Origin of the sequence: Pantoea sp. Ft-CA_14, from assembly GCF_024520875.1 — a bacterium.
Classification (GTDB): Bacteria; Pseudomonadota; Gammaproteobacteria; order Enterobacterales; family Enterobacteriaceae; genus Pantoea; species Pantoea agglomerans.
The window spans coordinates 117,292-136,442 of sequence record NZ_JALNPM010000010.1 but is presented as its reverse complement, the minus strand read 5'-3'; the positions used below and the strand labels follow the sequence as shown (position 1 = coordinate 136,442).

At 56.6% G+C, this 19,151-nt stretch carries 14 protein-coding genes; 11 read left to right on the top strand and 3 right to left on the bottom strand.

Features of this window, described 5'->3' with window-relative positions:
- Position 1: 1 nt before the first annotated feature.
- Complete coding sequence (gene tadA, locus NR195_RS15775) at positions 2-493, top strand: tRNA adenosine(34) deaminase TadA (protein ID WP_010671307.1); 492 nt, start codon at positions 2-4, stop codon at positions 491-493.
- Here tadA and mltF read toward each other — a convergent pair.
- Complete coding sequence (mltF, locus tag NR195_RS15770) at positions 490-1,956, bottom strand: membrane-bound lytic murein transglycosylase MltF (RefSeq protein WP_010257637.1); 1,467 nt, start codon at positions 1,954-1,956, stop codon at positions 490-492. The genes tadA and mltF overlap by 4 nt on opposite strands.
- A 267-nt stretch (positions 1,957-2,223) precedes the next feature.
- Here mltF and purL point away from each other — a divergent pair, with 267 nt between their 5' ends.
- The 5 genes from purL (at position 2,224) to glnB (ending at position 10,647) form a co-directional block, all read left to right on the top strand.
- Entirely contained in the window at positions 2,224-6,111 is a 3,888-nt protein-coding gene (gene purL / locus NR195_RS15765) for a phosphoribosylformylglycinamidine synthase (RefSeq protein ID WP_256844702.1), read from the top strand.
- 579 nt (positions 6,112-6,690) lie between these two features.
- Positions 6,691-8,118, top strand: coding sequence for a HAMP domain-containing sensor histidine kinase (locus tag NR195_RS15760; protein ID WP_022624115.1), 1,428 nt, complete (start codon positions 6,691-6,693; stop codon positions 8,116-8,118).
- 3 nt (positions 8,119-8,121) lie between these two features.
- The gene (qseG, locus tag NR195_RS15755) at positions 8,122-8,790 is read left to right on the top strand and encodes a two-component system QseEF-associated lipoprotein QseG (protein ID WP_033772428.1); all 669 of its coding nucleotides are present in this window, start codon (positions 8,122-8,124) and stop codon (positions 8,788-8,790) included.
- Complete coding sequence (glrR, locus tag NR195_RS15750) at positions 8,790-10,124, top strand: two-component system response regulator GlrR (protein ID WP_010257627.1); 1,335 nt, start codon at positions 8,790-8,792, stop codon at positions 10,122-10,124. The genes qseG and glrR overlap by 1 nt, the downstream gene beginning before the upstream one ends.
- Before the next feature lie 184 nt (positions 10,125-10,308).
- Positions 10,309-10,647: a nitrogen regulatory protein P-II gene (glnB, locus tag NR195_RS15745; RefSeq protein WP_003848647.1), complete on the top strand. Its 339-nt coding sequence runs from the start codon at positions 10,309-10,311 to the stop codon at positions 10,645-10,647.
- Between the two features lie 201 nt (positions 10,648-10,848).
- Here glnB and hmpA read toward each other — a convergent pair whose 3' ends face one another.
- Positions 10,849-12,033 (bottom strand): NO-inducible flavohemoprotein, encoded by a 1,185-nt coding sequence (hmpA, locus tag NR195_RS15740; RefSeq protein ID WP_124890208.1) that lies wholly within the window; start codon positions 12,031-12,033, stop codon positions 10,849-10,851.
- Between the two features lie 327 nt (positions 12,034-12,360).
- Here hmpA and glyA point away from each other — a divergent pair, with 327 nt between their 5' ends.
- A complete protein-coding gene (glyA, locus tag NR195_RS15735; protein WP_010257616.1) occupies positions 12,361-13,614 on the top strand; it encodes a serine hydroxymethyltransferase in 1,254 nt (417 codons plus the stop codon).
- 128 nt (positions 13,615-13,742) lie between these two features.
- Entirely contained in the window at positions 13,743-14,891 is a 1,149-nt protein-coding gene (locus NR195_RS15730; protein WP_022624118.1) for a 3-phenylpropionate MFS transporter, read from the top strand.
- On the opposite strand, the gene csiE is transcribed toward NR195_RS15730, so the two are convergent.
- On the bottom strand, positions 14,873-16,141 hold the full coding sequence (gene csiE, locus NR195_RS15725; protein ID WP_010671313.1) for a stationary phase inducible protein CsiE: 1,269 nt from the start codon (positions 16,139-16,141) through the stop codon (positions 14,873-14,875). The two genes, NR195_RS15730 and csiE, sit on opposite strands and share 19 nt — an antisense overlap.
- Before the next feature lie 155 nt (positions 16,142-16,296).
- Here csiE and NR195_RS15720 point away from each other — a divergent pair, with 155 nt between their 5' ends.
- From NR195_RS15720 to NR195_RS15710, 3 genes are all read left to right on the top strand, one after another.
- Positions 16,297-16,923, top strand: a complete 627-nt coding sequence (locus tag NR195_RS15720) for a DUF1007 family protein (RefSeq protein WP_010257608.1) — start codon at positions 16,297-16,299, stop codon at positions 16,921-16,923.
- Complete coding sequence (locus tag NR195_RS15715; protein WP_256844701.1) at positions 16,914-17,894, top strand: nickel/cobalt transporter; 981 nt, start codon at positions 16,914-16,916, stop codon at positions 17,892-17,894. Before NR195_RS15720 ends, NR195_RS15715 begins: the two co-directional genes overlap by 10 nt.
- 204 nt (positions 17,895-18,098) lie before the next feature.
- A complete protein-coding gene (locus NR195_RS15710) occupies positions 18,099-19,112 on the top strand; it encodes a TIGR04086 family membrane protein (protein ID WP_010257601.1) in 1,014 nt (337 codons plus the stop codon).
- Positions 19,113-19,151: the final 39 nt, after the last annotated feature.

Below are 19,151 nucleotides of genomic sequence, written 5' to 3'. Positions count from 1 at the left end.
CATGAAACAACAAGATGAATACTGGATGCGCCATGCGCTTGACCTGGCGCGCCGGGCGTGGGAGCAGGGCGAAGTGCCGGTGGGTGCGGTGCTGGTTCAGAATGACCGGGTGATCGGTGAAGGCTGGAACCGGCCCATCGGCCAGCACGATCCGACGGCGCATGCGGAGATTATGGCGTTGCGGCAGGGCGGTAAAGTACTGGAAAATTATCGTCTGCTGGACACCACGCTCTACGTGACGCTGGAGCCGTGCGTGATGTGCGCCGGCGCTATGGTTCACAGCCGCATCAGCCGGCTGGTCTACGGTGCGCACGACATCAAAAGTGGAGCGGCAGGATCGCTGCTCGATGTGCTGGGACACCCCGGCATGAATCATCAGGTTGAATTACAGAGCGGCGTGCTGGCTGAAGAGTGTGCCGCTATGCTGAGCGACTTCTTCCGTATGCGTCGCGAGCAGAAAAAAGCGCTGCGGCAGGCGCAACGCCAGGATTAGTTCATGGCGATCTTCGGTTCGACCGCCGGATAGCCTTTGGCCAGTTCGGCCTGTGCTTCTTGTGCTTCAGCCTGCTGCGCCAGGCGCTTTTCCTGCTCCTGCAGATAACCCACCAGGCTTAACTGATATTTGCGGATGTTCTCCACATAGTTATAGGCTTCATGCCCACGGGCATAGCCATAAGCCGTCTGGGTGTAGTAACGCTTCTGGCTCAGCATGGGCAGACGCAGCTTCACATCCGCCCAGCTATCCGGATTACCCCCCTGGCGGGCAGTGAGTTTACGGACATCCAGCATATGGGCATAGCCCATGTTATAGGCCGCCAGCGCAAACCAGATGCGCTCATCTTCCGGGATGGTCTGCGGCACCTTCGCCATCATATCCTGCAAATACTGACTGCCGCCGCGAATGCTCTGTTCGGGATCGGTCCGGTCGCCCACATCCAGGCTCTCAGCGGTGTTACGGGTCAGCATCATCATGCCGCGCACGCCGGTAGGGGAGGTGGCCTGCGGGTTCCAGTGCGACTCCTGATAGGAGATTGCCGCCAGTAGTCGCCAGTCAATGCTGGTGGCGTACTTCTCAAACAGCGGTTTGATGTCAGGCAGCGTGTTATCGATGGCGCGCAGGAAAGTGCGGGTATCGACATAATCAAAGGTGCCGACGTGGCCGAGATATTTCTCCTCCAGCCGCGCCATCGCCCCTTCTTCACCCATACCGTTAAAGAAGTCGAGCATCGCGGCATTCAGGCTGTCGTCATCGCTGTGCCGCACATACCAGGTGACCGGCTCTTCATCAGTGACGTCAAACGCCACCGCCAGCTGCGGATAGATGCGCTGCAGCAGAGCGATGGTCACGGAGTCGCCAATCGTATAGTCGAGCTTGCCGTCTGCCACCGCTTCCAGCAGGGCTTTAGGACTTTGATCGGTGGAGATCGCCCAGTCCAGATCGGGGTACTGGTTTGACCGCGCGCTCTTCAGCGTTGACAGATAAGCCGATCCTGACGCAACAGTCAGCCGCCCCTTTAAGTCACCGAGGTTTTTAGGGCGCGGCTTATCCACGCGATAGACCAGCTGCTGCGAAACGTTGTAGTAGCCTGGCCCGGTCTGATAGCGGGTCAGGCGTTCGCTGTTGTAGTTCAGACCCGCGGCCAGCAAATCGGCTTTGCCATCATCTAAATCGTCAAACAGATCGCTCAGGTTGGGACGTACTGTCACCTTGAGTTTGACGCCCAGATAATCGGCGAAGCGTTTTGCCAGCTCATAATCCATACCGGCCGGAGATTGGTTCACTGTGTAGTAAGTCAACGGGGAATTGATGGTACTGACACGCAGTACTCCCCGTGATTTAATCTGTGAAATCTGGTCCTGCCCACCCCCATACCAGGGAATGGATGGCCATAGCGCTAACGCTAACAGCACGGCAACCAGACCGATAAACAGATAATTAAATTTTAGGCGTTTCAAATAGTTATCTCTCGCTGGCTCTAAGGCCTCTGTCTTTTAAAGGCAGTATTTGTCTTCTTTGAACTCCCAGAGCGAGGGGCATTTTGCGCAACAAAATCACGCTGAGCAACTTTTATAGCAGCTTTTGCGCAAAATTCAGGCAAATCCGGGTCGCCAAAAATTGTGCGCAAACGGTTTCGTCGCGAGGTCGCTTTCTCTATAATACGCCCCGTTTTCCCTGTTGCGCCCAATGAAGCGTCGCCCGGCGCCCTGACGAGAGATTTATTAATGGAAATTCTGCGTGGTTCGCCCGCCCTGTCGGCATTTCGTGTAAACAAACTGCTGACCCGCTTTCAGGACGCTCATCTGCCGGTGAGTGATATTTACGCTGAGTACATCCATTTTGCTGATGTCAGCACGCCCTTAAGCGCTGACGAACAGAGCCGTCTGCAGCGCCTGCTGAAATATGGTCCCTCTCTCGCTGAACATGCCCCACAGGGGCGTCTGTTGCTGGTGACGCCTCGTCCCGGCACCATTTCGCCCTGGTCATCCAAAGCCACTGACATTGCCCACAACTGCGGACTGCCGCAGGTCCGTCGCCTGGAGCGCGGCCTGGCCTTTTATGTACAGGCCCCACAACTGACGGAAGCGCAGTGGCAAACGCTGGGCACACTGCTGCACGATCGGATGATGGAAACGGTCTTCGGCGATCTGACGCAGGCTGAACAGCTGTTCGCGCACCATACGCCACAGCCGGTGAAAAGTGTCGATCTGCTGGGTGAGGGCCGTCAGGCGCTGGTTCAGGCGAATATCTCACTGGGTCTGGCGCTGGCCGACGATGAAATCGACTACCTGGTGGCGGCGTTTACCGCACTGGGCCGCAATCCCAACGACATTGAACTCTACATGTTTGCGCAGGCGAACTCTGAGCACTGTCGTCACAAGATCTTCAACGCCGACTGGATTATCGACGGCGAGAAACAGCCAAAGTCGCTGTTTAAGATGATCAAAAACACCATGGAGCAGACGCCGGACTACGTTCTCTCTGCTTACAAAGATAACGCCGCCGTGATGGAAGGCTCAGAGGTTGGCCGCTTCTTTGCTGACGCCGGAGAGAGCGAATACCGCTGGCATCAGGAAGCCGCACACATCCTGATGAAGGTGGAAACCCATAACCACCCAACGGCCATCTCGCCGTGGCCTGGTGCTGCGACCGGTTCCGGTGGTGAAATTCGTGATGAAGGCGCAACCGGAAGGGGTTCGAAGCCAAAAGCGGGCCTCGTCGGTTTTTCCGTATCGAACCTGCGTATCCCAGGCTTTGAACAGCCGTGGGAAGAGGACTTCGGCAAACCGGCCCGCATCGTCAGCGCGCTGGAAATTATGACCGATGGCCCGCTGGGCGGCGCTGCATTTAACAATGAATTTGGTCGTCCGGCTCTGAATGGTTACTTCCGTACCTATGAAGAGCAGGTCACCAGCCACAACGGCACTGAGCTCCGTGGCTACCATAAGCCGATTATGCTGGCGGGCGGCATCGGGAATATCCGTGCCGATCACGTGCAGAAAGGTGAAATCACCGTAGGCGCGAAGCTGGTGGTGCTGGGCGGTCCGGCAATGAACATCGGCCTGGGCGGCGGCGCGGCGTCATCGATGGCCTCGGGTCAGTCTGATGCCGACCTCGACTTTGCCTCGGTACAGCGTGATAACCCGGAGATGGAGCGCCGTTGTCAGGAAGTGATCGACCGCTGCTGGCAGCTGGGCGATGAGAACCCGATTCTGTTTATCCACGACGTGGGCGCTGGCGGTCTCTCCAATGCGATGCCGGAGCTGGTCAGCGATGGCGGTCGTGGCGGCCGGTTTAACCTGCGTGACATCCTGAGTGATGAGCCAGGCATGAGTCCGCTGGAGGTCTGGTGTAACGAATCACAGGAACGTTATGTGATGGCAGTGGCACCCGATCAGCTGGCGCAGTTTGAGGCAATTTGCCAGCGCGAACGCGCACCGTTCGCGGTCATTGGTGAAGCCACCGAAGAGCTGCACCTGAGCCTGGAAGATAGTCATTTCGGTAATAAGCCGATCGATATGCCGCTTGATGTCCTGCTGGGCAAAACGCCGAAGATGACGCGGGATGTGGTGACGCAGCAGACGCAGGGCACTGCCCTGCAGCGTGACGGCATTACGCTGGTCGATGCGGTAAACCGCGTGCTGCATCTGCCTGCCGTGGCGGAAAAAACCTTCCTGATCACCATCGGTGACCGCAGCGTGACCGGCATGGTTGCGCGCGACCAGATGGTGGGACCGTGGCAGATCCCGGTTGCCAACTGTGCAGTGACTACCGCCAGCCTCGACAGCTATCACGGCGAAGCGTTTGCCCTGGGCGAACGTTCACCGGTTGCGCTGCTGGACTTCGCGGCCTCGGGTCGTCTGGCCGTCGGTGAAGCACTGACCAACCTGGCGGCTACCCATATTGGTTCGCTGAAGCGTGTGAAGCTTTCTGCAAACTGGATGTCCGCAGCCGGTCATCCGGGTGAAGATGCCGGTTTATATGCGGCGGTGAAAGCGGTCGGCGAAGAGCTTTGCCCGGCGCTGGGGATCACCATCCCGGTCGGTAAAGATTCGATGTCGATGAAAACACGCTGGCAGGAAGGCAGCGAACAGCGCGAAATGACCTCACCGCTGTCGCTGGTGATTACCGCTTTTGCCCGCGTCGAAGATGTCCGTCGCACCGTCACGCCACAACTGCAGGCCGATCAGGATAACCTGCTGCTGCTGATCGATCTGGGCAACGGCGCGAATACGCTGGGCGCAACCGCGCTGTCGCAGGTTTACCGTCAGCTTGGCGACAAACCTGCCGACGTGCGCGATGCCGCTCAGCTGGCGGGCTTCTTCAATGCCATCCAGGCGCTGGTGGCTGAGCAGAAACTGCTGGCTTATCACGATCGTTCCGACGGTGGTCTGCTGGTGACGCTGGCCGAGATGGCGTTTGCCGGTCACTGCGGCATCGACGTTGACATCGCCTCGCTGGGTAACGATGCGCTGGCCTCCCTGTTTACCGAGGAGCTGGGCGCGGTGATTCAGATCAACGCCGCCGATCGCGCCGTGGTTGAGCAGATCCTGGCGGATCACGGCCTTGCCGACTCGACGCATCTGCTGGGCAGCGCGCAGCCGGGCGATCGCTTTGTGATCCGTTCTGGTGACAGCGCGGTCTACAGTGAAAGCCGCAACACGTTGCGTACCTGGTGGGCGGAAACCACCTGGCAGATGCAGCGTCTGCGCGACAACCCGGCGTGTGCCGATCAGGAGCATGAAGCGAAGAAAAACGACAGCGATCCTGGCCTGAACGTTAATCTGACCTTTAATCCGCAGGAAGATGTTGCTGCCCCGATGATCGCCACTGGCGCACGTCCAAGGGTCGCGGTGCTGCGTGAGCAGGGCGTGAACTCCCATGTAGAGATGGCCGCCGCCTTTGATCGGGCAGGTTTCACCGCCATTGACGTTCATATGAGCGATCTGCTGGCCGGACGTCGCGGTCTGGAAGAGTTCCAGGCGCTGGTCGCCTGTGGCGGCTTCTCCTACGGCGATGTGCTGGGTGCCGGTGAGGGCTGGGCGAAATCGATTCTGTTTAATCCGCGCGTGCGTGACGAGTTCGAAACCTTCTTCCATCGTCCGCAAACCCTGGCGCTGGGCGTCTGCAACGGCTGCCAGATGATGTCTAATCTGCGTGAACTGATCCCAGGCAGCGATCTCTGGCCGCGCTTTGTGCGTAACCAGTCTGAGCGCTTTGAAGCGCGCTTCAGTCTGGTAGAAGTGGCTGCCAGTCCCTCGCTGTTGCTGGACGGCATGGCCGGTTCGCATATGCCTATCGCCGTTTCGCACGGTGAAGGCTTTGTTGAAGTGCGTGATGCTTCACATCTGGCGGCGCTGGAGTCGAAAGGGCTGGTGGCACTGCGCTTTGTCGATAACTTCGGCAAGGTAACAGAAACCTATCCGGCTAACCCGAATGGCTCACCAAACGGCATCACTGCCGTGACCAATGAAAGTGGTCGCGTCACTATCATGATGCCGCATCCGGAGCGGGTGTTCCGCACCGTCAGCAACTCCTGGCATCCGGCAGAGTGGGGCGAAGATAGCCCGTGGATGCGTATTTTCCGCAATGCGCGCAAACAGCTGGGTTAATTTAATCCGCTGAAAAGAGCAGGAGGCCAGTGTGCCTCCTGTTCTTTTTTGTGGCTCTGTTGGCAAATGGCGACAATGAGCATCTCGCACTGTCTCTTTATGGCGACATCTATCTCGTTGATTTTTAATGAGCGCCCATCAGGCGCGATTTCATGTCGCTCTGCGGAGACAGTTTTCACTTACTGTAATCAGATTTGGCGCAAAAGTTGTTCGGCAAGCTTATTCAATCTGCTGAAAAATATAATGATTTATTTTCTGGCATGGAACTTGCTATACTCATGCAGCTGCTCATTCACCTGTTTATGATTGCCCCGCTTAGCGGAGAAGAGCTCATAAAGCCCGAATGACGCACCAAACGGAGCCTGCCGTCCAACTGACCGATAATCGCTTGCGTTATCAAACACCGGACGTAACGTTGAGTAAGGCTCCACCCATTTTTACGCGATGCATCACGCGTCGTGCCAGCGGCAGGCCATTGAGCCTGCCGTTTTCTTTTGTTCCCCTTTCTTCCGCCGACACCTTTCTTCCGCTGACAGAGTCCGTTAGCATCCAGACAGCAAATCTTAAGGAAGCGGCTGCGTGAAAAAATGGCGTTTATTTCCCCGTTCTCTGCGTCAGCTGGTGCTGATGGCGTTTGTACTGGTGCTGCTGCCGTTGCTGGTGCTGGCCTGGCAGGCGTGGGAAAGTCTCTCTGCGTTAAGCGAACAGGCAGCGGATACCAACCGCAATACCTTCACCGACGTACGCAGAAGTGAGGCGATGGCGCGAACGGCGGTTGAGCTGGAGCGCAGCTATCGCCAGTACTGCGTGCTGGATGATGCCTCGCTGGCGCGCCTTTATCAGACCCAGCACACCCGCTACAGCCAGATGCTGAGTTCGCACAGCGCCAGCCTGCCCGAGCTGCCCGCATTCCAGACTTTACAGGCGACGTTGCCGCTGCTGACACCGTTAAAGTGCGATAACGGTAATCCGGTTACGCCTGCCGCAGAGGCGCTGGATCGTTTTTCTGCCACCAATGCGCAGATGGTGCAGGACACGCGCGAAGTGGTGTTTTCGCGCGGCCTTCAGCTGCAGCGCGAAATTGCCGATCGCGGCCAGTTTTTTGGCTGGCAGGCGCTGATTCTGTTTATCATCAGTCTGGCGTTGATGACGCTGTTTACCGGCATGATTATCGGGCCGGTCAAGCGTATTGAGCGGATGATCAACCGGCTTGGCGAAGGCCGGGAACTGGGTAACAGCGTGACATTTCGCGGCCCGCGCGAGTTACGCTCGCTGGGACAGCGCATCGTCTGGCTCAGCGAACGGCTTCAGTGGCTGGAATCGCAGCGCCATGAATTCCTGCGTCATCTTTCTCACGAACTGAAAACGCCGCTGGCCAGCCTGCGTGAAGGCACCGAACTGCTGGCGGACGAGGTAGCTGGGTCGCTGAACGCCGATCAAAAAGAGGTGGTCACTATCCTCGACGGCAGCAGCCGTCATCTGCAGCGGCTGATTGAACAGCTGCTTGATTACAACCGTAAACTGGCAGATGGCCCGATCCAGCTGGAACCGGTCAGCGTGGCGGAAATTGTGGAGGGGGTAGTGAATGCACACGCACTCTCGGCGCGCGCCAAACTCATGCAGACGGTTGTCAATCTGGAGGTCAGTTACTGCCTTGCTGAACCGATGTTACTGATGCGGGTCATCGATAATCTCTATTCGAACGCCGTGAACTACGGCAGCGAATCCGGTACCATCTGGCTGCGCAGTCAGCAGCAGGGCGATCGGGTCTGGATTGATGTCGCGAACAGCGGCACGCCGATCCCGCCGGAAGAGCAGGCAATGATTTTCGAACCTTTTTTCCAGGGTAGCCAGCAGCGCAAAGGGCCGGTAAAAGGCAGCGGGCTGGGATTGAGTATTGCCAAAGATTGCCTGCGCCGGATGCATGGCGACCTGACGCTGGTCTCCTGCGAGCAGGCTGACGTCTGTTTTCGAATTGAACTGAACACCACAGCCGGGAATGTCTGACTGATGAAATATTTACCCGCTTTGCTGTTGAGCACACTGACCACGCTGCTGCTCAGCGGATGTACGACCTCCCCGGCCACCTCATCCCTGCCGTCAGGCCATCAGGTAGCGGAACCCGAGGTCAGCGTGGCTGATTACCTGGCGACCCGCTGCAATGACCTGTGGACGATAGAGAATAGTGCGGCACTGAGTAATCCCCTCTACTGGATGCGGGCGATCGATTGCGCTGAACGCCTTTCCCCCGCCGAGGCCCGAGCCGAAGCCCACCGCTGGCCGGTTGAGAGCTGGTCGCGCGCTTTCAAGCAGGGCGTGCTGATGTCGAACGGCAACGTGACGCCAGTGGAGCGTCGTCGTTATGTTGAAACCCTGGATCGCTACAGCAGCGATTTCCCGCAGTCTGTGCGTCCGCTGCTCCAGTTGTGGCGCAGTAATCAGGCCGCACAGCTCGACCTGAGTGAAGCGCGCACCCGTTATGTTCATCTGCAACAGAGCAGCGATACCCAGCTGGAGGCGATACGCCAGCAGATGGTTAAACAGCAGCAGCAGCTCAGCGACACGCAGCATAAGCTGGAGCGGCTTACTGACATTGAGCGCCAGCTTTCATCACGGAAAGCCCCGGATGTGTCTGACAGCGGCCATGGCACTGCGCTGCCGCAGGATGAGGAGCAATAATGGTCAGACAAGCGGCAAAATTGCTGCTGGTGGATGACGATCCCAGCCTGCTGAAGCTGCTGGGCATGCGTCTTCGCAGCGAAGGTTATCAGGTCACCACCGCGGCCAGCGGCCCCGAAGCGTTGCGTCTGCTGCAGAAAGAAAAAATCGAGCTGGTGATCAGCGATCTGCGGATGGATGAGATGGATGGTCTGGCGCTGTTTGGCGAGATCCAGAAACGCCACACCGGTCTGCCAGTGATTATCCTGACGGCGCACGGCTCAATCCCGGACGCAGTTTCTGCCACGCAGCAGGGCGTCTTCAGCTTTCTGACTAAACCGGTGGATAAAGATGCGCTTTACAAAGCGATCGATGAAGCACTGGCTCAGCAGGCGCCGGTCAGCGATGACCGCTGGCGGGAAGCGATCGTCACCCGCAGCCCGCTGATGTTGCGGCTGCTGGAGCAGGCGCACATGGTGGCGCAGTCGGACGTCAGCGTGCTGATTAACGGGCAGAGCGGTACTGGTAAAGAGATGCTGGCACAGGCGATTCACGCTGCCAGCCCGCGAAACGGCAAGCCCTTTGTCGCCATTAACTGTGGCGCACTGCCGGAGCAGTTACTGGAGTCAGAGCTGTTCGGGCATGCCAAAGGGGCCTTTACCGGCGCAGTCAGTGCCCGTGATGGTCTGTTTAAAACTGCAGGTGGTGGCACGCTGTTCCTGGATGAGATTGGCGATATGCCGCAACCGCTACAGGTTAAGTTGCTGCGGGTATTGCAGGAGCGTAAGGTCAGGCCGCTGGGCAGCGATCATGATATTGAGATCGACGTGCGCATTATTTCAGCCACGCATCGCGATCTGCCGAAGGCGATGGAGAAAAAGGAGTTTCGTGAGGATCTCTTCTATCGTCTTAATGTGGTGAACCTGAAGATTCCGGCGCTGCATCAGCGCACTGAAGATATTCCGCTGCTGGCTAATCATCTGTTGCGTCAGGCGGCGGAACGGCATAAACCGCAGATCCGCAGTTTTTCCGTTGATGCGATGAAGCGGTTGATGGCGGCCAGCTGGCCGGGCAACGTGCGTCAGCTGGTTAACGTTATTGAGCAGTGTGTAGCGCTGAGCTCATCGCCGGTCATCAGCGATGCGCTGGTGGAGCAGGCGTTAAGCGGTGAGAATAGTGCTTTGCCGACCTTTGCTGAGGCGCGCAATCAGTTTGAGCTGAACTATCTGCGTAAGCTGTTGCAGATGACCAAAGGCAATGTAACCAATGCCGCACGTCTGGCTGGACGCAACCGCACGGAGTTCTATAAGCTGCTGTCTCGTCATGAGCTGGATGCCAGTGATTTCAAAGAGTAGCGGAGGCTGCGGAGTGATACCGGCAGGTTGCCTGCTCAGGCCCGAATCAGAATGGGTGCGGTCAGCATAATCTGGCAGCGCTTGCGGCAACCTGAAGAATCCCGGATATTACCGCCCGACAGCGCCAGCAACATTTATACTTGATAAACCCTCTGACCATGGAGGGAGTGAAAAAGGGTCTGACATGAAAAAGATTGATGCGATTATCAAACCATTCAAACTCGATGATGTCCGTGAAGCCTTAGCGGAAGTCGGCATCACCGGGATGACCGTGAGTGAAGTAAAGGGTTTTGGCCGCCAGAAAGGGCACACCGAGCTTTACCGCGGCGCAGAGTATATGGTCGACTTTTTACCTAAAGTGAAAATCGAGATGGTGGTGGGCGACGATATCGTTGATACCTGCGTCGAGACCATTATGCGTACTGCGCAGACCGGCAAAATCGGTGACGGTAAAATCTTTGTCTTCGACGTGGCGCGCGTGGTGCGCATCCGTACTGGCGAAGAGGATGAAGAGGCGATCTGATTATATCTTTATCAGCTCTTTATGCCTGAGGAACCTGATACGGATGATTGTGCGATCGTGCCTGCTCAGGGAACACGGTCAGATCGGAAAGACGCAAAACCCGCCATCCATGGCACGCTCGGCCCGCGCCGTCCTGGCGCGGGACGCTTTCCTCTTCTGCCCGTGTTCCCTTCGCTTTAGGCTAATTCGTTGCTGCCAGATTTACATCCCTTTGTGCGGGCCGAAAAGTTCGTAATGAATGCGTGTATCTGCCACGCTGGCATCACGCAGTTGCGCCACCACATGCTGCATAAAGGGCAGCGGACCGCAGAGGTAGAAGTGGGTGTCGGGTGAGGCGAGACGTGCGGAGATCGCGGTGATATCCATCAGACCCTGCGCGTCATAGCGACCGGCATCTTCAGCGGCGGGATCGCGATACCAGACCTGACTGACGAAATCGGTGAGCTGCGCGCCCGTTGCTATCACTTCCGGGCCAAATGCATGCTGTTTGCCGTTCTCTGCTGCGTGCAGCCAGCTGACCGGCGCGCGGTGCTGGCGGGCCGCCAGGGCATGCAGCATGGCCAGCATCGGCGTCTGACCCACGCCCGCGGATATCAGCGCCACCGGGGTTGCAGCATCGACCTCAAGGAAGAAGTCGCCATGCGGTGCGGCCAGCATCAGCTCATCACCCACTTTGCCATTCTGATGCAGCCAGCCGGAGACGGTGCCCTGCGCTTCACGTTTCACCGCAATCCGGTAATCTTTGCCATTACTGAGGTGAGTAAGCGAGTACTGGCGAATCTGGTGATGTTCGAAACTGGCGGGCTGCAGATGCACCGTCAGATACTGACCCGGTTTAAAGGCCGCTACCGGGCCGCCATCTACCGGACTGAAGGTAAAGCTTTTAATCACCTCGCTCTGCTGCTCAACAGCACTGATGCGAAACGCACGAGTGCCGCGCCAGCCACCGGTTTGCTGCTCCGTCGCCTGATAAATCTCCTCTTCGCGATTAATGAACACATCTGCCAGTACGCCATAGGCCCGGCCCCAGGCTGCCAGCGCCTCTTCACCCGGATTCAGCAGCTCTTTAATGGTTGCCAGCAGATTTTCACCGACGATGGCGTATTGCGCAGGCTGAATATTCAGGCTGGTATGTTTCTGTGCAATCTTTTCCACCGCAGGCAGCAGCACGGCCAGGTTCTCCAGATTCGCGCCATAGGCGCAAATGGCGTTGAACAGCGCTTCACGCTGATCGCCATTGCGCTGGTTGTTCATATTGAAAACATTTTTGAGTTCAGGATGGTGCGACAGCATGCGGTCATAGAAGTGTGCGGTAAGCGCAGGACCACAGGCGGCGATGGCAGGCAGGGTCGATTTAACCGTGGCGATAGTGTGTGCATCAAGCATAAAAGCGGCCTCTCATTTAAATATGTATTTTAAATGCATCTTATAGCCGTCTCGCCTGTGGTGTAAATAACCCGATAAATTTCCCGGTTGTCAAAGTGGCAACTTTTTGGTGCATCCTGAGAAACCGCCGTCACATCCTGAAGAAAAATCGTGGCGTCTGAACAGGGTGAAAAGGTGTAAAAAAGCCCTGCCAGTAGCCAGCCAATCGTTTGCGTAAAAAGAGGAGGTTCACCCTACCTTCACCTGTTAAAACGGTTTACACTGTGGGCCTTCGCCCCTGAAGGGGGGTAAATACCGTCAGAAAGTTAGCTGAGTCAGGAGATCCGGATGTTAAAGCGTGATATGAACATTGCCGATTACGATGCCGAGTTGTGGCAGGCGATGGAGCAGGAGACAGTGCGTCAGGAAGAGCACATTGAACTGATTGCTTCTGAAAACTACACCAGCCCGCGTGTTATGCAGGCACAAGGTTCTCAGCTCACCAATAAATACGCTGAAGGCTATCCGGGCAAACGCTACTACGGCGGCTGTGAGTACGTTGATATCGTTGAGCAGCTGGCGATCGATCGTGCAAAAGAACTGTTTGGTGCCGATTACGCTAACGTGCAGCCACACTCAGGTTCACAGGCTAACTTTGCGGTTTACACCGCGCTGCTGCAGCCGGGCGATACTATTCTGGGGATGAACCTGGCGCACGGTGGGCACCTGACTCACGGCTCACCGGTTAACCTGTCGGGCAAACTCTATAACGTCGTGGCTTACGGTATCGATGAGACCGGTAAAATTGACTACGACGAACTGGCTGAACTGGCGAAAACCCACAAGCCAAAAATGATCGTTGGCGGATTCTCAGCTTACTCCGGCGTTTGCGACTGGGCGAAAATGCGCGAAATCGCGGATAGCGTAGGTGCATGGCTGTTTGTGGACATGGCACACGTTGCCGGCCTGATTGCTGCAGACGTTTACCCGAGTCCGATCCCGCATGCGCACATCGTGACCTCTACCACTCACAAAACGCTGGCGGGTCCGCGCGGTGGTATCATTCTGGCGAAAAACGGCGACGAAGATTTCTATAAGAAACTGAACTCTGCTGTCTTCCCTGGCGGTCAGGGCGGTCCTCTGATGCACGTTATCGCTGGTAAAGCGGTTGCGTTCAAAGAGGCGATGGAGCCGGAATTCAAAACCTACCAGCAGCAGGTGGCAAAAAATGCCAAAGCGATGGTTGAGGTGCTGATTGAGCGTGGCTATGACATCGTTTCTGGTGGCACCTATAACCATCTGTTCCTGATCGATCTGGTGAGCAAAAACCTGACCGGTAAAGAAGCGGATGCGGCGCTGGGCCGTGCCAACATCACGGTTAACAAAAACAGCGTGCCTAACGATCCGAAAAGCCCGTTTGTCACTTCCGGTATCCGTATCGGTACACCAGCTGTTACCCGTCGTGGCTTCAACGAAGCAGACGTGCGTGAGCTGGCTGGCTGGATCGCGGATGTGCTGGATAACGTCAATGACGAAGCGACCATTGAGCGCACCAAAAAGAAAGTGCTGGAAATCTGCAGCCGTCTGCCGGTCTACGCTTAATCGTTAACCTGTTGTGAGACAGCATACAAAGGATGGCATCAGCCATCCTTTTTTATTGCCTGTCCTGCGGCGCTCTGCCAGAGTAGCGCCCACTCATGCTGCCAGGCAGCACTCTTGCTGGAGGGAATATGGCAATCGGCTCCGCCAGATGGCTCGGATTGGGCTACTTCACTTACTTCTTCTGTTACGGCATCTATCTGCCATTCTGGGGCGTGTGGCTGAAAGGCACCGGTCTCGATGCTGAAAAGATTGGCCTGTTGCTCGGCTGTGGCATGGTGGCACGCTTTGTCGGCAGTCTGCTTATCGCCTCTCAGGTCAAAAATCCTTCACGGTTGATTACGGCGCTGCGTCTGCTGGCGCTGATGACCTGCCTGTTCGCTGCCGGTTTCTGGGTGGGTGAGCAGTGGATGTGGCTGCTGACGGTCATGATCGGCTTTAACCTCTTTTTCTCGCCGCTGGTCCCGCTTAGCGATGCGCTGGCCGCCACCTGGACACAGCAGATAGGGCTGGCGTATGGGCCGGTCAGGCTGTGGGGATCGCTGGCCTTTGTGATCAGCTCAGCGTTAACCGGCGTGCTAGTCAGTGCTTACTCTTCAAACGCCATTTTGCTGCTGCTCTCCGTCGGCGTCATCTCTATGCTGGCAGGTATGATGCTGACACCCGCCACCCAGCCACAGGGTAATGAACGGCAGGGCGCGGCGGGCGGCGGCTGGCAGGTGTGGCGTGCATTGCTGCGTGAGAATGCGGTATGGCGATTTATGCTCTGCGTAACACTGCTGCAGGGTGCGCACGCCGCCTATTACGGCTTCAGTGCTATCTGGTGGCAGGAGAGTGGCTACTCCGCCTCCACGGTGGGTTATCTCTGGTCGCTGGGCGTGGTGGCCGAAATCGTCGTGTTTGCCCTGAGCAACCGGTTGTTCCGCCGCTGGAGCGCGCGCGATCTGCTGCTGCTTTCGGGCATTTGTGCGTTGATCCGCTGGAGTCTGATGGGCGCCACTACCGCGCTGCCGCTGCTGATTGTGGCGCAAATCCTCCACTGTGGCAGCTTCACCGTCTGTCATCTGGCGGCGATGCGTTTTATTGCGGCGCGTCAGGGAGCGGAAGTGATCCGTCTGCAGTCGCTCTATTCCGCGCTGGCGATGGGGGGTGGCATTGCGATAATGACCATGATCTGCGGCGTGCTGTTCGCTCATCTGCAGGGGCATCTGTTCTGGGTGATGGCACTGGTGGCACTGCCCGCGCTATTTCTGCGTCCCGGCTACGACTCCAGTAAATAACGAATCCGCTGCTGATGGTGTAACGTCAGCGGCAGTTCCGCATGCACCAGCGGCGGAGAGAAGAGTGGCAGCGAGGTGGGGTAGGGCGAAATGATGATGTCCACATCCCGCGGTGCGCCATCCCGCTGAAACTGTTTCACGTCCTGATAGGTAATATTGATTGGCAGCAGCGTGATCTCCCGGATCTGCTGCTCCACATCCTGCTCCAGATCGGTATCGTCACCCGTCAGAATTAGCACCTGCTTCTCCTGCAATGCATTCTCCTGCATCAGCCAGGCACCAAAAATAACGGTGATTAAGCTCACCTCTTCCGGGCTGAACGCAATCCCGTATTGCTGCTCAAACGCCTGCAGCGCCTGCTGAGTGGTGCGCAACAGGCGGGGATAGAGGCGGCTGACATCCAGCGCCACGCTGTTGTCGATGCCGATAGTGAAGTGGGTGCGATCCAGCGCCTGCGCCAGATGAGGATAGAGCTGGTTAAGCAGCTCGTCGCGATCAGCAAAAGTGATGTCGGCACACCGTTCAAAGTCATTAATTAACTGCTGGGTCGCAGCCATTAACTGCTGCTCAGCAGGATGGGCAATCGCATCCACGACAGGCGTATGTATCTGGCTGAACAGCAGTGTCCAGAAGTCGGTTTCACTGACGGGCGGCGCAAGGTGGCAGCGTTTGCGCCAGTGGTGAATCACATCCTCGGCAGCCTGCCGCTCAGCCTTCTGCTGCAGCCAGTGACACTGCGCTTCACTGAACAGCACCGGCTGGCGCTGGCACAATCCATATTTCATGAAAATCTGCAGAAAAAGCCGGTCGCGTTCGCTGAAATCGCGCTTCAGACGCAGGCTACAGTGCTGGATCAGCGCCTGTAAATTGGTCTCATCCCACAGCGCCTTCTCAATCTTCATCACCTTCAGGCGCTGACGCAGGGGAGCTGCAAAATGGTCGCAGACGAAATCCTGCGATAAACGCAAACTGCGTCGCAGGTTGTGCAGCAGACAGAGGCGCCGATCCAACTCTGTGCCATGAAGACGAAAGCTGCCATCCACCATCTGATGCAATTCCAGCTGGTGATATCGCTGTATCTCAAGGCCCACATCCGCGATATCCTGTCGGGCAACAGCAGGATCGACGCCATTCAGCTGGCAGACTTTTTCAAGCGTAAGCACGGGTGTCGGCAGAAACAGCAGCAATAAAAGATGGCACTGACGCTGTGAGCGGGTGAAGAGTGGTGCCAAAGGGGTAGCAGAACTCATCAATCAGGTTTCCAGCAGGCTATTTTGAGCTAAGAATAGTCAACCCCGTCAGCGCCTGCGCGGTTTACGCGGTTTATTTGCTGGAGGTTTAAGGCGGGTCACAAAATTTTGTTACTTATAGATTCTTTTCATCGGGAACGTTACTTTATAACATTATGAAACGCACACTCTTTGCCCTCTTGATGGTATTAAGTCCGGCTGTAATGGCACATCCTCACAGCTTCATCGATATGAAAACCGAACTGGTGGCGCAGGATGACACCTTTACCGGATTAAAGATGACCTGGACCATGGATGAGATTACCTCCGCCGATCTGCTTTACGACGCGGGCGAGGCGAAACCAGGCAGCGTGGTGTGGAAGAAGCTGGCGGCAGGCGTGATGGCGAACGTGCTGGGCCAGCACTACTTTTCTGAAATCTGGCACAACCAACAGCGGGTAAAGTTTTTGAATCTGCCAACCGAATACAACCTGTCACGTAACGGCCATAAAGCGGTGCTGGAATTTATTCTGCCGCTGGCGGAACCCCCGAAGCTGACTGGGCAGCGCTTTGAGATCCTGACTTTTGATCCCACCTATTTCGTCGATATGTTCTATGACAATCCTGGTGCGTTAACGCTGCCGACGGCGCTGCAGGCGCGCTGCAAGTTCGCGCTGAACACGCCAAAGCCCAATGATTCACTGAAGCAGTATGCGCTGTCGCTGGATAAAGCCGACGCGCCTGCAGAGGAGATGGATTTAGGCCGCCAGTTTGCCCAGACGGTGATACTGACATGTCAGTAATCTCCCCACCGTTACGGGCTTCCCGCCTCTGGCCGCTGTGGCTGATGGCGGGCGTGCTGCTGAGCAGCGCGTTGCTGGTCTGGCTCTACTGGTCGCAGATTCTGATGCAGAGCGTACTGTGGCAGAAAGATCTGCATCGGCAGATGACTCAGCTGCTACAGCAGGTTGCGGAGCAGCCCCACCAGGCAGGCATTTCGCTGGTGATATTCAGCCTGCTGTATGGCGTACTGCACGCGCTGGGACCGGGCCATGGCAAAGTGGTGATCGCGACCTTTCTGGCGACCCATCCCACCAGAGTGAAAACCAGTATCAGGCTGACGCTGCTCGCCTCACTGCTGCAGGGTTCGGTGGCGATTGTCCTGGTGACGGTGATGCTGTTGCTGCTGAAAACGTCATCGCGACAGCTGCATCTCAGCAGTTTCTGGCTGGAGAAGGGCAGTTATCTGTTGGTGATCGGGCTGGGCGTGATGATCGGTTATCGGGCGCTGCGTTCGTTGTGGCGGACATTGCGTCCGCGTCCGGCCCCGGTATTTCGCACCTTCAAACCTCACCATCAGCATGACGATCAGTGCGGATGCGGACACGCACATCTTCCGACACCGCAGCAGATGAGCGGCAATCTCAGCGTGAAAACCCAGCTGCTGGTGGTGGTGTCGATGGGATTACGTCCCTGTTCCGGCGCGATTATGATGCTGCTGTTTGCCAAAGTGATTGGTGTCTATGGCTGGGGGGTGATCTCTGCTGCGGTGATGGCGCTGGGCACGGCACTGACCATTTCGGCGATTGGCCTGCTGGTTCAGCAGGCGCGCACGGTGGCACAACGGCTGGCACAGCCTGGCGTTACCGCAGGCATGACGCGACTGCTGATCCCCGCGCTGGCCTTAACCGGCAGCCTGATTTTAATCGTAGCGGGTATCGCGCTATGGCAGTCAGCGCAGATGACGCTGGGTGGCGGAATTCGACCCTTCTGAATAAAAGCGCAGCGGAAATAAAATTGCCGCTGCGCTCTTCTCTTCGTTAATTATCTCTGAATTCATCTCTTTATTTTTTTCTCTGGCTGGTTTAGTGGTGAAATGACTATTCCCTGTCTACGCTGATAATACCAAAACGGCATTCCGCCGTCGGGATGATAAAAGATCAAGACCGCTTTCTGTTTATTGCGAGGAGTATATTTCATGGCTGATACCCGTATTAATAATGGCTACACCGAAACGCTGGCGACCGGGCCGGCTGGATTGCCGTTAAAACGTATTTCCTGGAGCGCCGTGTTTGCCGGTGTCATTTGTGCATTGATCGTTCACATTATTCTGACGCTGCTGGGAACCGCCATTGGTGCAACAACCATTGATCCGATGAAAGAACAGAATCCACTCGACGGCCTGGGCACAGGCGCGCTGGTCTGGACTGCCATTGAAATGCTGGTCGCGATGGCTGCAGGTAGTTATGTTGCAGGCCGACTGGCTCAGCGCGAAGGCGCACTGCACGGTTTACTGATGTTTGGCCTTAGCACAATTTTCACTATTTACCTGGCTATTGCGCTGGCGACCAGTGTATTAGGCGGCGCGATGAATATTGTGGGCTCAGGCTTCCAGGCGCTGGGTAGTGGTATTTCGGCCGCTGCGCCATCCGTTACCCAAATGGCAAAAGACAAACTGCAGGAGAGTAATATTAATTTAGATAACCTGCAGAACGAACTGGAAACGACTTTACGCCAGACCGGGAAACCGGAATTACAGCCAGAGAACTTAAAGCAGGATGCAAATAAAGAAGCGCAGAATGCTGAAAACCAGGCTAACAACACCGCAAACCATCCACAGACAGCGGATACTGATCTGGCTAACTGGTTAAAAGGGGTGATGGATCGTCATTCCGATACCCTGCAGGCAGCCGATCGTGATGCGCTGAAAAATATTATCAAAGCGCGCACCGGCAAAAGCGATCAGGAAGTGGATCAGATCGTGGCCAAAACCGAGCAGAGCTATCAGCAGGCGGTTCAGAAGTATCAGGAACTGAAACAGCAGGCTGAACAGAAAGCGCGTGAAGCCGGTGAAAAAGCCGCTGCCGCGACTGCGAAAGCGAGCTGGTATGCCCTGATTCTGCTGATCATCGAAGCGGTGCTGGCAGGCGTGATGGGTATGGTAGGTCGTCGTACTCAGCCTCGTCAGGTGCTGTCACACGAACGTCGTTAATCATCACTGAGTAACAGGCAATAAAAAAGGCGGCTGAGA

Excerpts from the sequence above, each read along its gene's own strand:
- purL (WP_256844702.1), top strand. The coding sequence starts at position 2,224 with ATGGAAATTCTGCGTGGTTCGCCCGCCCTGTCGGCATTTCGTGTAAAC.
- NR195_RS15730 (WP_022624118.1), top strand. The coding sequence starts at position 13,743 with ATGGCAATCGGCTCCGCCAGATGGCTCGGATTGGGCTACTTCACTTAC.
- hmpA (WP_124890208.1), bottom strand. The coding sequence starts at position 12,033 with ATGCTTGATGCACACACTATCGCCACGGTTAAATCGACCCTGCCTGCC.
- NR195_RS15715 (WP_256844701.1), top strand. The coding sequence starts at position 16,914 with ATGTCAGTAATCTCCCCACCGTTACGGGCTTCCCGCCTCTGGCCGCTG.
- glnB (WP_003848647.1), top strand. The coding sequence starts at position 10,309 with ATGAAAAAGATTGATGCGATTATCAAACCATTCAAACTCGATGATGTC.
- qseG (WP_033772428.1), top strand. The coding sequence starts at position 8,122 with ATGAAATATTTACCCGCTTTGCTGTTGAGCACACTGACCACGCTGCTG.
- tadA (WP_010671307.1), top strand. The coding sequence starts at position 2 with ATGAAACAACAAGATGAATACTGGATGCGCCATGCGCTTGACCTGGCG.
- NR195_RS15720 (WP_010257608.1), top strand. The coding sequence starts at position 16,297 with ATGAAACGCACACTCTTTGCCCTCTTGATGGTATTAAGTCCGGCTGTA.
- glrR (WP_010257627.1), top strand. The coding sequence starts at position 8,790 with ATGGTCAGACAAGCGGCAAAATTGCTGCTGGTGGATGACGATCCCAGC.
- glyA (WP_010257616.1), top strand. The coding sequence starts at position 12,361 with ATGTTAAAGCGTGATATGAACATTGCCGATTACGATGCCGAGTTGTGG.
- csiE (WP_010671313.1), bottom strand. The coding sequence starts at position 16,141 with ATGAGTTCTGCTACCCCTTTGGCACCACTCTTCACCCGCTCACAGCGT.
- NR195_RS15710 (WP_010257601.1), top strand. The coding sequence starts at position 18,099 with ATGGCTGATACCCGTATTAATAATGGCTACACCGAAACGCTGGCGACC.